10 protein-coding genes and 1 other RNA gene are annotated in these 12,837 nt (G+C 44.0%); 4 read left to right on the forward strand and 7 right to left on the reverse strand.

Translation table 11 applies throughout. The features are described 5' to 3' along the window. Nucleotides 1–11: 11 nt before the first annotated feature. Nucleotides 12–1,703 (reverse strand): ABC transporter substrate-binding protein, encoded by a 1,692-nt coding sequence (locus tag KYK27_RS15780; protein ID WP_199111271.1) that lies wholly within the window; start codon nt 1,701–1,703, stop codon nt 12–14. 82 nt (nt 1,704–1,785) lie between these two features. Continuing rightward, complete coding sequence (gene guaA, locus KYK27_RS15785) at nt 1,786–3,315, reverse strand: glutamine-hydrolyzing GMP synthase (protein WP_199111273.1); 1,530 nt, start codon at nt 3,313–3,315, stop codon at nt 1,786–1,788. 960 nt (nt 3,316–4,275) lie between these two features. On the opposite strand from guaA, the gene ffs reads away from it, so the two are divergent. The 4 genes from ffs (at nt 4,276) to KYK27_RS15805 (ending at nt 6,163) form a co-directional block, all read left to right on the forward strand. Beyond that, an RNA gene (gene ffs / locus KYK27_RS15790) (signal recognition particle sRNA small type) lies at nt 4,276–4,372 on the forward strand. A 108-nt stretch (nt 4,373–4,480) separates the two neighbouring features. Then, complete coding sequence (gene fsa, locus KYK27_RS15795; protein ID WP_199111275.1) at nt 4,481–5,137, forward strand: fructose-6-phosphate aldolase; 657 nt, start codon at nt 4,481–4,483, stop codon at nt 5,135–5,137. A gap of 102 nt (nt 5,138–5,239) precedes the next feature. Further along, on the forward strand, nt 5,240–5,443 hold the full coding sequence (locus tag KYK27_RS15800; protein WP_199111277.1) for a fructose-6-phosphate aldolase: 204 nt from the start codon (nt 5,240–5,242) through the stop codon (nt 5,441–5,443). A 6-nt stretch (nt 5,444–5,449) separates the two neighbouring features. Next, a complete protein-coding gene (locus KYK27_RS15805; protein WP_199111279.1) occupies nt 5,450–6,163 on the forward strand; it encodes a cell division ATP-binding protein FtsE in 714 nt (237 codons plus the stop codon). Between the two features lie 118 nt (nt 6,164–6,281). Here the strand turns inward: KYK27_RS15805 and KYK27_RS15810 are convergent, their stop codons facing one another. The 5 genes from KYK27_RS15810 to pseI all read right to left on the reverse strand — a co-directional run bounded on the left by KYK27_RS15810 (nt 6,282) and on the right by pseI (nt 12,824). Next, nucleotides 6,282–7,766, reverse strand: coding sequence for a lipopolysaccharide biosynthesis protein (locus tag KYK27_RS15810; RefSeq protein WP_199111281.1), 1,485 nt, complete (start codon nt 7,764–7,766; stop codon nt 6,282–6,284). Between the two features lie 72 nt (nt 7,767–7,838). After that, the gene (locus tag KYK27_RS15815) at nt 7,839–9,143 is read right to left on the reverse strand and encodes a gliding motility-associated C-terminal domain-containing protein (protein ID WP_199111283.1); all 1,305 of its coding nucleotides are present in this window, start codon (nt 9,141–9,143) and stop codon (nt 7,839–7,841) included. A 158-nt stretch (nt 9,144–9,301) separates the two neighbouring features. Continuing rightward, nucleotides 9,302–10,444, reverse strand: coding sequence for a LamG domain-containing protein (locus tag KYK27_RS15820; protein ID WP_199111284.1), 1,143 nt, complete (start codon nt 10,442–10,444; stop codon nt 9,302–9,304). Nucleotides 10,445–10,502: 58 nt separating this feature from the next. Beyond that, nucleotides 10,503–11,777, reverse strand: coding sequence for a hypothetical protein (locus KYK27_RS15825; RefSeq protein WP_199111285.1), 1,275 nt, complete (start codon nt 11,775–11,777; stop codon nt 10,503–10,505). 3 nt (nt 11,778–11,780) lie between these two features. Further along, on the reverse strand, nt 11,781–12,824 hold the full coding sequence (gene pseI / locus KYK27_RS15830; RefSeq protein ID WP_199111286.1) for a pseudaminic acid synthase: 1,044 nt from the start codon (nt 12,822–12,824) through the stop codon (nt 11,781–11,783). Nucleotides 12,825–12,837: the final 13 nt, after the last annotated feature.

The following is a 12,837-nucleotide window of genomic DNA, read 5'->3' on the forward strand; positions in this document are numbered from 1 at the left end:
ATAAGGTATAGTTAGTAAACAGTGTTTACAACTATAGGTTGAAGGTTTTCTAATTTAATGATCGGTACAAACTGATTGTCGGGGTGCAATTGGTTTTTTTCTGACCTGTTTGTGTAGCCAACGGCCGGGTAAAGCACTCCTGGTTTTATGCCGGTTTCCAATAAGGCCTGCGTTAAGTTAGGGCCGTATTGTTGCAGCATGGTGCCATAAAAATAGAGCATCTCAAATCCTGCATACGCATAAACCGAAGGGGGAATGTTATAACGACTGATGTAGCGCTCTCTGAAATTTTTAACAGCCGGTGAAGTTGCATCTATAAACTTAGGACTGATAAAGTACACCTCCAGGTTATCGAGTTGGCGTAACGTGATCTGGTTTATATTCAGCCAGCTTTGGTAGGTTATCAATGGCAATTGTGCCGCCGATGACTGTAGTTTGCTTGTTGTATTTACAGCAGCGGTCATCTTATCAGAGAATACAGCCATGTGGCCTACATCTGTTAAAACCAGGTTCTTAAATATAGTTGCTGTTGCCGTTGGCTGGTCAGAGTTGATCTTTTTGTAGGTCTTTACTTTTCCGCCCAGTTTCTTAAAATGCTCCTTATAGAAATAAGCAAAAGTGGTATCATCTTTAGATTTCTCGAAGAGGATGATCGCTGTTTTAGGGGAGAAGGTGTTATAAGCATATGCTGCAGCCTGACGTGCTTGTGTGGCTACCGATGACTCAAAAAGAAAAACGTTGCTGTTCTGCCCTGCAATTTCCACATCCTGCGACAATGGATTTATAACCGGAATACCGGTTTCCTGTGCAAATCGATTTGCGATGCGGGCAGAACTTTTATAAACCGGCCCTATCAGCAGATCCATTTGTTTTACTTCAGGTAAACTTAAAATACGGTTTACAGAGGATGTATCGGTTCCGGCATCATACGTAAAAAGGTTTAGCTTGATATTTTGCTCCTCCATCACATCCTGAGCAAGCTGCATACCGGCATACAGGTCGTTTACGAACTGGTTTTTACGCACATTCTGGCCCAGATCCTGGTTTAGCTGGAAGGGCAGGAGCAAGGCAACATCAAAGCTTTGCTGACGACGTGAAGCATTCAGGTACTTGTTTCGGTCTAAGTTGTGCTTGCTTACCAGTCGCTCTATAGTTGCCTTATTAGCCGGGTTATACCACACACTGATCAGTTTATCGGCATAAGCCTGCGCCAGCACTTTATCGTTCGGGTAGCGTTGTACCAGTCGTTCAAACTCTTTTTTATCGGTCAGTTTTTGCAGATAAAAGCGTTCCAGTCCGGCAGCTTCGTTTGCAAGTGGGGTAGAAGCCAGTTGCTGTAGTTGTGTCAGCGCTTCGTCGTAGTTACCGCGTTCAAAGAGTACGTTAGATAGCAGGTAAGTCGCATCAGCCATTTGTGCCCAATCCGGGTGCTGCGCCTTTAGTTGTTGCAGCATTTCCTGCGACTCTTTATACTTTTTTGCCCTGAAGGCTGCTAATGCATAAAAATATGAAGCTTCCGGAGCGTAAGCCGAACTGGCTATAGTTAATGGCATAAATTCGGCCATTGCCTGTTCGTAGCGCTGCTGCTGTAACAGTATTTTCCCGTTGCTATACGTTACGTTTTCGTTCTGCTGCGCAAAAGCCGGAGTAGCCAGTGTCAGCGATAACACAATAAGTATACTCTTACAGAACCTGTTCTTCATATAATCTAATTGTCGATTGCTTTTTGTTGATTGTTAAATAGTTGATCAAAAACAATCAACCATTTAACAATCAACAATTAAATTACTCCCACTCTATAGTTGCTGGTGGTTTAGAGCTGATGTCGTAAACAACGCGGTTTACGCCTTTTACTTTGTTAATGATCTCGTTTGATACATCAGCCAGGAATTCATACGGTAAGCGACTCCAGTCGGCGGTCATGCCATCTATACTTGTTACAGCACGCAACGCAACCACATTTTCGTAGGTACGCTCATCGCCCATTACACCCACCGATTGCAGCGGAGTAAGGATAGCGCCGGCCTGCCATACTTCGTCATATAACCCAGACTTTTTCAGGTTGCTGATGAAAATATGATCTACTTGCTGCAGTACGTTTACTTTTTCCGGGGTAATATCGCCCATAATACGAATTGCCAAGCCAGGTCCTGGGAACGGATGACGGCCAAGAATGGCATCATCAATTTTCAGAGTTTTACCTACCAGGCGAACCTCGTCTTTAAACAATGTTTTAAGCGGCTCTACTACCTTCAGTTTCATAAAGTCGGGGAGGCCACCCACGTTGTGGTGCGATTTTATAGTTGCCGAAGGGCCTTTCACGCTCAGCGACTCAATCACATCCGGGTAGATAGTACCTTGAGCAAGCCACTTAACATCTTCTATTCTATGCGATTCTTCGTCAAAAACCTCGATAAACACGCGGCCAATGGCTTTGCGTTTTGCTTCCGGATCCGTTAGACCAGCGAGTGCTGAATAGAACTTATCTTTTGCATCAACGCCTTTCACGTTCAGGCCCATGTGCTTATAAGAGTCCAGCACGTTCTCAAACTCATCTTTGCGCAGCAGGCCGTTGTCTACAAAAATGCAGTACAGGTTTTTGCCGATAGCATGATGGATCAGCATGGCAGCCACACTCGAATCTACACCACCGGATAAACCAAGCACTACTTTATCATCGCCCAGCTGTTGCTTTAATTCTGCTACAGTTGCATCCACAAACTGCTCTGATGTCCAGTCTTGCTGGCACTCGCAGATGTGAACCACAAAGTTGCGTAACAGCGTTTTGCCTTCATCGGAGTGGGTCACTTCGGGGTGGAACTGAATGCCGTAGGTTTCCTGGTCGCGCAACTTATAAGCGGCTACGCGCACTGTTTCCGTACTGGCAATGATCTCAAAATGATCCGGAACCTCCTTTATCGTATCACCATGCGACATCCAAACCACAGAGCCCGGTGTGAGCTCTTTCATGAGACGGTTGGCTGTGTGCAGCTCTGAGAGTCTTGCACGGCCGTATTCGCGTATGGTGGATGGTGTTACTTCACCCTTGCTTTCCTGCGCTATAAGTTGCGCACCATAGCAAACGCCCAGTAAAGGCAACTTGCCCATGTACTGTGCAAGGTCTATAGTCGGGTGTTCGGCATCGCGTACAGAGCAGGGACTGCCTGACAGGATTACACCTTTAACATCATCTGAGAGGGGAGGTACGTTATTGTACGGGTAAATCTCACAGTATACATTAAGCTCGCGAACCCTTCTGGCTATGAGTTGGGTATATTGGGAGCCAAAGTCGAGGATGAGAATTTTTTCTGGCATGCGCAAAGGTAAGGTGCTTTTATAGTAATTGCCAATTCTTTTGAAGATAAGTGCTGGTTGGAATAGGAATTCAGTACTTAGCTTGGTTGATATTCTATTAATGCCATGTTTCAATCACCCGGCCCTTCCTTTTCTAAGGCGGGGAGCTTTTACGGCTACTTCTCCTCCTGTCATCCTGAAAGGATCTTGTTAGAAGGTCGGTAAGGCCTTTTCTATAGTTCAACGGATAGTTTTATAGCTGGTGTTTTAACCCACCCCTGCCCCTCCCGAGAGGGGAATTGCTACTAAAGCTATAGTTGATGGCATTATTCTATAGTTGCGGCGTTAACACCCCTGTAGTCCCCTCAAGGGGACAATTACCGCATTTACCAATTTCCAAGCTATAATTCTATAGTTACAGTATTACCCCTTCCCAACCTTCCCCTAAAAACAGGGGAAGGAGCTTGTCTATAGCTACAAACCACGAACAGGACATGTTTACCTGTCCCCTCGGAACTATAGCCACGATCAAGCGATGAAACTATAACTATAATATAAACTATAAAAAAAGCTATCGAACTGATCTCAGTCTTTGGGGTGAGCGCCTTGTAGATTTCTGGTGCCGCAAGGCATTGAGAGGTACGAGCAAAAGAAATGTACACCGCGCGATGCCCGAAGACGGGGCCTCCCGGCCGTGAGGGCGCCAAAGCTAACTATAAAATAGTAGGCAGGTAAAGCTCCCAGGATAGGATCTGATTTGAAAGGAAGGCTGGGTTCAGGTTGCGGGTAACTTCAACTATAAGCCGAGATAGATTTCTCGCCGTGGCTCGAAATGACAAAAGAGAAGCTGTAGGACAGTTAAGATACTTTGAATGTGGAATAAAGCAGCTGACAACTTGTAAGTTATCCTTCATCAAGCAAAATAAACTACATTTTATACTTCTATAATTTGCATTGAATAAGAAAATACGTACTTTTGTAACGGCAAATCGGCACGGCCAGCTCCTGCCAAATCCCCCAGGACCGGAAGGTAGCAAGGGTAGGCGGTCGAAGCGGCGCGATGTTGGTTTGCCACTTTTTTTTGCCCATACCCCAAGGCACACCCGCTGCCACTCAAAAAAAACTGCTTTCTTTCCGGTTTCAGGATTTATAGTTTAGCTTTGTAACTATAATCATCCCATCTATTATGAAATTCTTTATCGATACTGCAAACCTGCAGGAAATTCAGGAAGCACACGATCTTGGTGTGCTGGACGGTGTAACAACCAACCCATCGTTAATGGCAAAAGAAGGTATCTTCGGTCATGATAACGTAATGGCCCACTACAAGAAAATTTGTGAAATTGTTGATGGCGATATCAGTGCCGAAGTAATTGCAACGGATTACGAGACCATCATAAAAGAAGGTGAATTCCTGGCTGAACTGCACCCGAACATAGTGGTTAAAGTTCCTATGATCCGTGATGGTGTGAAAGCTATCCGTTATTTCAGCGAAAAAGGCATTAAAACAAACTGTACGCTTGTATTCTCTGCTGGTCAGGCGATACTTGCTGCTAAAGCTGGCGCAACATATGTTTCTCCGTTTGTCGGTCGTTTAGATGACGTTTCTACAGATGGTATGCAGCTGATCGAACAGATCGTGCAGATCTATGGCAACTATGGCTACCAGACGCAGGTATTAGCTGCTTCGGTTCGTCACGTAATGCACCTGGTGCAGTGCGCTGAAATTGGTGCCGATGTTGTTACCTGCCCGCTAAACGTGATCACAAGCCTGCTGAACCACCCGCTGACAGATATCGGTCTTGCGAAGTTCCTGTCTGATCACGCAAAAGGAAATAAGTAATTTTAATTACGAGTTACGAATTACGAGTTAAGAATAAGTGGTGCGTTTTACTCCATATTTTTAATTCGTAATTCATAATTCATAATTCGTAATTCCAATAAAATGTACATCATCAAAGTTAAAGGCAAAGCTAAGATTCCGGATTACATACAGTTGCGCGATGCTAATTTCGTGCTGATTGCTTACTTCCGGGCCGACCGCCCACTTAAAAACCTGGACCGTTACGGACTGGAAGGGAAGGAAGATGCACTGGCTGCTTTGATAGAGTCATTAGAATTTGGTAAACTGCAGAAATTAGAGATTTAAGTACCCATGAGTTTTTCTTCTTCCCCCGTAGTATCCTTGCGCGATGTAGCTGTTTATCAGGATAGTAATACCATCCTTAGTGGCGTAAGTTTTGATATTGAAAAAGGCGAATTTGTGTACCTTGTTGGGCGCACAGGCAGCGGGAAAAGCTCTTTACTAAAAACTCTTTATGCTGACCTGCCTTTACTTACAGGATCTGCTTCTATTTCTGATTTTAATTTAACCAAGCTTCCGCGTAAGAAAGTCCCTTTTCTGCGTCGCCGTATTGGTATCATTTTCCAGGATTTCCAGTTGTTGTTTGACCGCACCGTAGCTGAGAACCTGAGCTTTGTGTTGCGTGCTACTGGTTGGAAAGACAAGAGTAAAATCAAGCAGCGTATTTCGGAAGTATTGATGCGTGTTGGCTTGGATGCTGCTGCAAACAAAATGCCGCACCAGTTATCGGGTGGTGAGCAGCAGCGTATAGTTGTAGCGCGTGCTTTGCTGAACGAGCCTGTAATATTAATTGCCGATGAGCCAACAGGTAACCTTGACCCGATTGTGGCTGATGGCATCATGCAGCTTTTTATGGAGATCAATAACAGCGGTACTGCGGTGCTAATGGCTACACACAACTACGAGATCATCAACCGTTATCCAAAACGTGTTTTAAAGTGTGAAAGCGGAAAAGTGCTTGATTCAAATAAAGAGACCTTCGCATTTACTACTGCCAGCTACTAAGCTATAGTTTAGAGTTCTTTAGTTTGGTGAGCCAACTATAGATTTATTATAGGCTTATTCAGGTTCCTATTTATAGTCAGTTTCTGTTCATGAATTTCGCTAGCCAGAATCACACAAATTATAAACCTGTATACGTCTTCACAATTTTCCTCATCCACACGTTCATTTCCGGGTAAACTTTAAAGCCTAATGCCAGTGCGGCATAAACTATAGTTATAACCGCAGAGCGAACTATAATATCCAAATACACATTGCCCATGTACGGGATCAGGTAGGACACGCCCAGCGCTATCAGTGCTATTACAGTTATGCCCACAGAGCTCCAGGCAAACGGCTGCATTTTATACGCCCATAGCACAAAGAACATCCGCAGTAAATTAATGAACACCAGCGATAACATAGTTGCAAAGGCCGCGCCGTTCATGCCGTAAAGTGGAATAAAAATGGAGTTGGTCCAGACGGTAAGACCAGCCAGTACAATATTGAATAACAGGTCCCAGCGGTATTTGTCTGAAGTAGCCAGTATTATTCCGTTTATTCCGGTTGCTAAATCTACCAGCCGGGCTATAGCCAGGGCGAGCACCACGTACTTGCCTGCACTATAAGTAGCCGGCATAAAAGAGTACAGGTTATCCAGGTTAGCCCAAATGCCAATGAAGAGCAACAAACCAATGATCAGGTTGATGAGGGTTATCTGTTTATAAAACTTAGCAAGACCCGGCATATTCTTTTCTTTCCAGAACTCAGCCACCTGCGGAAATGCGATCTTAAAAATGGCCAGCGCAGGCGTAACAATCGCACTGGTCATAAAGAAGGAAGTTGTATAGATAGCGTTATCGCTTAAGCTTACAGCACTGATCATTACCTGATCTATGGACTTGATAATAGTAACCGAAATGTTGCCCATAAACGTAAACAGTCCGAAGTACAGCATCTCCCGGAAAGGAATTATACTGGCAGCTGTTGCGAAAGACGGCTTCAAATAAAACTGCTTCAGCCACATCGTATACAAAATAAGGACCAGCGCAATAGCCGAGTTTGCAGCCACATACAGCAGCACAAACATCTCAAAGTTCATCGAACCGAAACTATACCCCAGCAGCAACACCAAAATCAGAAATCTCGACAGGAAATCTTTGACAAAAGAGGAAACTATGGTTTTGAAAAGTGACCGCAGGTAAGCCGTAAACAGGTTAAACAGCAACGTGAAGAATGCCAGCGGAATGATGTAATAATAATAATCGAACAGGAGTGAGGAGTTTTCCTGGTAATAGTCGTAGATGGCGGGCTTAAAGATGATGAAAAGTGCCGTTATTAGGCCAAAGCCAAACATGGGCACTGAAAGCAGCACAAACAAAAAACCGTGGTGCTGTTTTTCTTTGTTCCTGAAATACGGGAAGTACCGCACGCTCATGTTAACGAAACCAAGCGCGGAGAACTGCGCAAACATCTCCGCTATAGTTAACATCAGGCGCGTTAATCCAACCTGTTCTTCGTCGAGGATGTTCGGGAAAAGGTAAAGTGTGTTTACGAACCCGATCGCGATACCGGCATACGAGATAATGGTGTTCCAAATACCCTCTCGCTGTAATTGTCTACTCATTGGCTAAAGTCAGGGAGCAAAGGTAATGGTTTTGATAAATTGTATAAGGTAAGATTTGTACAGCAATTATAGTTACTGTACTACTTCTACCCAGCCTTTATAGTCTTTTTGGGTAAGCCGGCTCTTTATATGGTAGTAGTAGATTCCGGTAGATTCCGTGGCCCAGTTATTATCGTAACCCATTCGCTTATAAATGCTTTTACCCCAACGGTTGAAAATTTCAATGTCGATGTTATCTATGTTTAAGCCGCTTATAACAAAAGTGTCATTCTTCCCATCGTTATTTGGGGTGATGATGTTTGGTATGATAGGACATTCATCGCTCAGAACCTTTATCTGACGTTCATACTCGCAGCCATCTACAGTGATTTTCACACTCAGGTCAATAGGGGCGGTCACGTTTATGAGGGCTGAAGTCTGTCCGTTACTCCATGTATATGTTGCACCTTGTGTTGTGGCATTGAGAGTAACAATCTCCCCGTAACAGGCATTTATAATTTCAGGTAAAGATATAGTTGGCTCCTGTTTTTGAGTAATTATAATTTCATCACGATAGCTGCATCCGGTACTGTTCGTTATTTCTGCCCAGTAAGTTCCGGCTGAAGTTACTTCTATAGTTGGTGTAGTTGCTCCAGTGCTCCATTTATAGGTTTTCATGTTGGCAGGAGCTGTAAGGATAACTTTTTCACCTTTGCAGATTGATAAATCGGCTCCCAAGCTAAAAGTTGGCAATGCTACGCGGGTTATAACTATTTCATCTCTTAATGTACAGCCATCCACTATAGTTTGCACAGTATACTTTCCGCCTTCGTTCACTGTAATGCTTGATGCAGTTGCCCCATTACTCCATTGTATAGAACCAACATCAGGGACACTTAGTGTAATAGTACCGGTTTCACAGAATTGGGTAGGGCCGCTGATTGAAAAACTTGGTAATGCTTTGTAATTGACGGTGGTATTATACCGGAAAGTACAGTTATTTACCGTTATATCGACCCAATAAGTACCTTGCGAATTTATGTCTATAGTTGGTGTTTTGGCCCCGGTTGACCAATAATATGTTGCACCAGGTGTAGTTGCATTCAGCGTTATTGCTTCGCCCGGACAAATCTGATACAAACTGGCTAAGTTGACTATAGGTTTGGGAACAACCTGGATACTGATATTATCGGTAGAAGTACAGCTGGATGTGTTTGTCACCTGCACCCAGTAATTCCCTTCTGAAGCAACGTTGATTGAAGGGGTTGTTGCCCCGGTACTCCATTTGTAAGTGTAAGCTCCAACAGGTGCTCTTAGTTGTATACCACTACCCTGGCAAATAATTTGGTCGGGCCCTAAATCAACAACAGGCAGATTTATCTCACTTACTGTAATCATACCTGTAGAAGTGCACCCATTTTCTTCTATAACTACAGCGTAATTTCCTGGAGTAGATACTTTAATACTTTTGCTGGTTTCTCCAGTGCTCCACAGTACTGTACCATCTGTAATAACACTTAACGTTGAGTTAGAGCCGGTGCAGAAAGTATTGTTTCCTATAAATTCGCAGTTCCAGTAGTAGAAGTATTCAGGGCGAACTCGGTAATTAGGTTACTGGAGGTAAATGAAGGAAAGTTAGGGTTTGTAGTTTCAGATGCGGATACCCAGTTAGTTGCGGTATTCCCTGCCCGCTGGTATAAAGTTCTGAAACAAGCTGCATTCGCTTGTGTGCCTGTAGCAGTATATGTTGATGTGCTGGTGCCAACTCTAAAGGTGCCGAAATAATCTGAAATCTGAGATGGTGTTTTTATGCCTGAAAGTGTATTTGGTTGTGAGGATACAGTGTAAATATGCATCCCTTTTAAGCTTGATGATGTAGAAGTGACGGCAAGATTATTAACACTAGAGCTGTTTAAATTAAGCTGCTGGTTTAGCCACGAATTAGGGTATAAGTAAACACTCTTGTCTCCGATAGGCGCCCCTGAAACAACCCAGGCTGCAGATGCATTCATGTTTCTGAAGGTTCCATTTATTCCATATGAACTATGATCGGTCAGACTTGAACCTGATCCTTCGTCAAACTTGAGATATACAACAAGGTCGGTGTTTGATTTATTGGCAGTCTGGCACATTCCACTTCTTATTTCAGCTTCCGACAACCCTCTTTTCCAAATCTTTAGTTCATCAATCTGACCCTGAAAGAAATCATTATTAACCAAGTAATAATTACCAACAGTAAATGGAGCATTGCTTCTTAGATCTACGCCGTTATAACCTGTGACTGACTGACTTTCCAGAACACCATCTATGTAGATTGACCAGGTGCCGTTTTTACAAACTCCGGCTAAATGATGCCAGTTATTATCATTAATTATTCTGGGTGAATAACCGGATATTCTATACTCACCGGTACCATCCCTTCCCGAAAAAGCTGCTTTACCATCACGCATTACCAATTGATAACCGTGCTCACCATCCCTGTCATATTTAGCTGTTACCAGTTGAAGTTTTGATGCGCTAGTCTTTACCCAAGCTTCAACTGTTACTTCATTAGTTATACCCCGATTATTATAATCGAAAAATACATAGTCATTGATGCCATCAAAAGACAATGCATTTTTGGATCCTTGAGCATACAAGCTGCCAAAAGCAAAAGAGAAAACAATAAAGAGTACTAATTTCTGTAGTAGTGTTTTCAAGGCTATCAGTTCGAGTGAGGAAAACAGATTGTACTCTAAATATAGTTAATTAAATATTTTAAGAAATAAATTCTTTTAAGTACCGTAAGGCCAGTTCCCCGCTTCGGCCATCATATTCAGTACCAACCGTGGCATTGTAATATTTAGCACGTTGATACACATCTGGTTTAAGCTGAAGATGCTCCTGTAAAAACACTCTTAGTCCCTCATAGTCAGCACAAGCATCAACCAAACCTTGTGTTATAAAACCATAGTAATCGTGCAGGTTCTCCTGCGGGTTCAGATTGTAAAATATCGACCAAACGTTAAGCAAAACAGCTTCCAGGTGAATACCGGAGTTTCCACTAATCTGTACATCAATCCGGCGGAGGTAATCGAAAGTTGGCTCGGTGCGGCCATCTGAAAAACTTATGTTTGGGCTTATAGTTGAAAGGACTGTATAGTTGCGTTTGTCGCGCGGATGGGGACGAAGGATAAAGTTTATAGTCGGGAAATCAGTTGTTAGCCGGCGCAGCAGTTTTTCTATTTCAGAAAGTACGTCCATCAGGTTACAGCCAATCCCTATCGTTCGGACCTGTTTACTTGTGTTTCTGAACGGTACATAGGCATCAGCTTTGGGCATTCCAATTAGTTCAACTTTGCCATCAATAGGGCCACATAATCTGTACTTATCCAATGCATCCCGGCCTTCCAGCAGATTCAGATCAAATTGTAGCGGTGGGAATAGAGGACTGATGCTGGCATGCTGAATATAAGCTGTTTTGATGCCTGCAGCTTTTGCGGCAAGCAACATGGCACGCGCATCGGGGTTATGGTCGTTTGCAAAAACTATAGCTGCCGGTTTAAACTCGCGGAGCTTCTGTATGTACACTTCATAGAACCCGACAGCATCAAACAGTACATCATAAAACCGTAGCGTTCTTTCTTTTTTATGCTTTAGAAATTCAAAGTAGAGCGGCAGGAATTTGTAGTAGTAAAGCACCTTTTTACGAAGCGACAGCCGGTTAACTACAGCGTTGTACTTGCCAATATTTTTACTTTGGCCCGCAACAAAAATGGCATCCGGCAAACCAGATTCTATGAACTTCAGGCTGTCGTAATTATTCTGGCTGACCACATATAACCAAACTTTACCATGCAGCTTTTCTGGTTGCTCTACCTGCTTAAACAAATTGCCGATGAGCCTTACCAAACTATACCCAACTACCTTCAAAAATCGCTTTAAGGGTTGGGTAGGAGATACGGCATTCTTGGCACTTTCTGGCAAACTATAAAAGCCTTCAGATAAGTGCAGATGTAAAATGTTGTTATAGAGGGCGTACCATTTGTTCATGGGCTATACCATGCCCCAGGTAAAGGGTGTTCCGGCTTTGATATCGGTGGTAGCAGTTTTCCCCAGCAAATCATCGTAGTATTTGGGCGCCAGGCCTAAACCCGGACGGATGACACGGATGTTTTCTTTAGTCAGTACGTCCCCGGCTTTAATATCTTGCGCAGCATAAACTGAGCGCTTGAATAGTCGGCTTTTTTCTTCGGCTTTCTGCACGCCATATTGCACATGTCCCATGGCTAGCCAGGCTCTTTCAGATTCCACGACCAGCATATTGAGTTCTTCGGGCTCCAGCGAAAAAGCCGAATCCACGCCACCATCGGCACGACGCAATGTAAAGTGTTTCTCGATTACAGTTGCCCCTAAAGCAACAGCAGCCACGGCTGCGCCTACACCCATGGTATGGTCCGAGAGGCCCACTTGCACCCCGTATAGTTCTCGCATGTGTGGTATAGTTAGTAGGTTCGTGTTTTCGGGAGTAGACGGGTAGGTGCTGGTACATTTCAGCAAGATAAGCTCCTGGCAACCGGCTTCGCGTAAAACCTGTACGGCTTCAGCTACTTCCTGCACGGTGGCTGCGCCGGTGCTCATAATAACTGGTTTCCCCGTCGCGGCCACTTTGCGAAGCAACGGATGATCTGTATTCTCAAACGATGCGATCTTGTAGACAGGAGCCTCTAGCTCTTCCAGAAAATCAACGGCAGTTTCATCAAAGGGCGAAGAAAAAGCGAGCATGCCATGTTCTCTTGCACGGTCAAAAATGGGCTGGTGCCATTCCCATGGCGTATAGGCTTCCTTGTACAGATCGTATAGTTCGCGGCCTTTCCATAACGAGTTTTCATCTTCTATTGTAAACGCGCCGGGCAAGGTCATGGTGTCGGCAGTGTAAGTTTGAAGCTTTATGGCATCGGCTCCTGCCTGGGCGGCAGCATCTACAATAGCCAGCGCCCGTTCCAGCGATTGGTTGTGGTTGCCCGACATTTCGGCAATGATAAATGGCTTATGGTTTGGCCCTACCAAGCGGCTGGCTATAGTTATATCGTTGATCATGATCTTTTTAAAC

It is taken from the genome of Pontibacter populi (assembly GCF_019336435.1).
Lineage (GTDB): Bacteria > Bacteroidota > Bacteroidia > Cytophagales > Hymenobacteraceae > Pontibacter > Pontibacter humidus.

What these genes read in the sequence shown, in the direction of transcription:
- KYK27_RS15780 (WP_199111271.1), bottom strand. Translation starts at nt 1,703, where the DNA reads ATGAAGAACAGGTTCTGTAAGAGTATACTTATTGTGTTATCGCTGACA.
- guaA (WP_199111273.1), bottom strand. Translation starts at nt 3,315, where the DNA reads ATGCCAGAAAAAATTCTCATCCTCGACTTTGGCTCCCAATATACCCAA.
- fsa (WP_199111275.1), top strand. Translation starts at nt 4,481, where the DNA reads ATGAAATTCTTTATCGATACTGCAAACCTGCAGGAAATTCAGGAAGCA.
- KYK27_RS15800 (WP_199111277.1), top strand. Translation starts at nt 5,240, where the DNA reads ATGTACATCATCAAAGTTAAAGGCAAAGCTAAGATTCCGGATTACATA.
- KYK27_RS15805 (WP_199111279.1), top strand. Translation starts at nt 5,450, where the DNA reads ATGAGTTTTTCTTCTTCCCCCGTAGTATCCTTGCGCGATGTAGCTGTT.
- KYK27_RS15810 (WP_199111281.1), bottom strand. Translation starts at nt 7,766, where the DNA reads ATGAGTAGACAATTACAGCGAGAGGGTATTTGGAACACCATTATCTCG.
- KYK27_RS15815 (WP_199111283.1), bottom strand. Translation starts at nt 9,143, where the DNA reads ATGATTACAGTAAGTGAGATAAATCTGCCTGTTGTTGATTTAGGGCCC.
- KYK27_RS15825 (WP_199111285.1), bottom strand. Translation starts at nt 11,777, where the DNA reads ATGAACAAATGGTACGCCCTCTATAACAACATTTTACATCTGCACTTA.
- pseI (WP_199111286.1), bottom strand. Translation starts at nt 12,824, where the DNA reads ATGATCAACGATATAACTATAGCCAGCCGCTTGGTAGGGCCAAACCAT.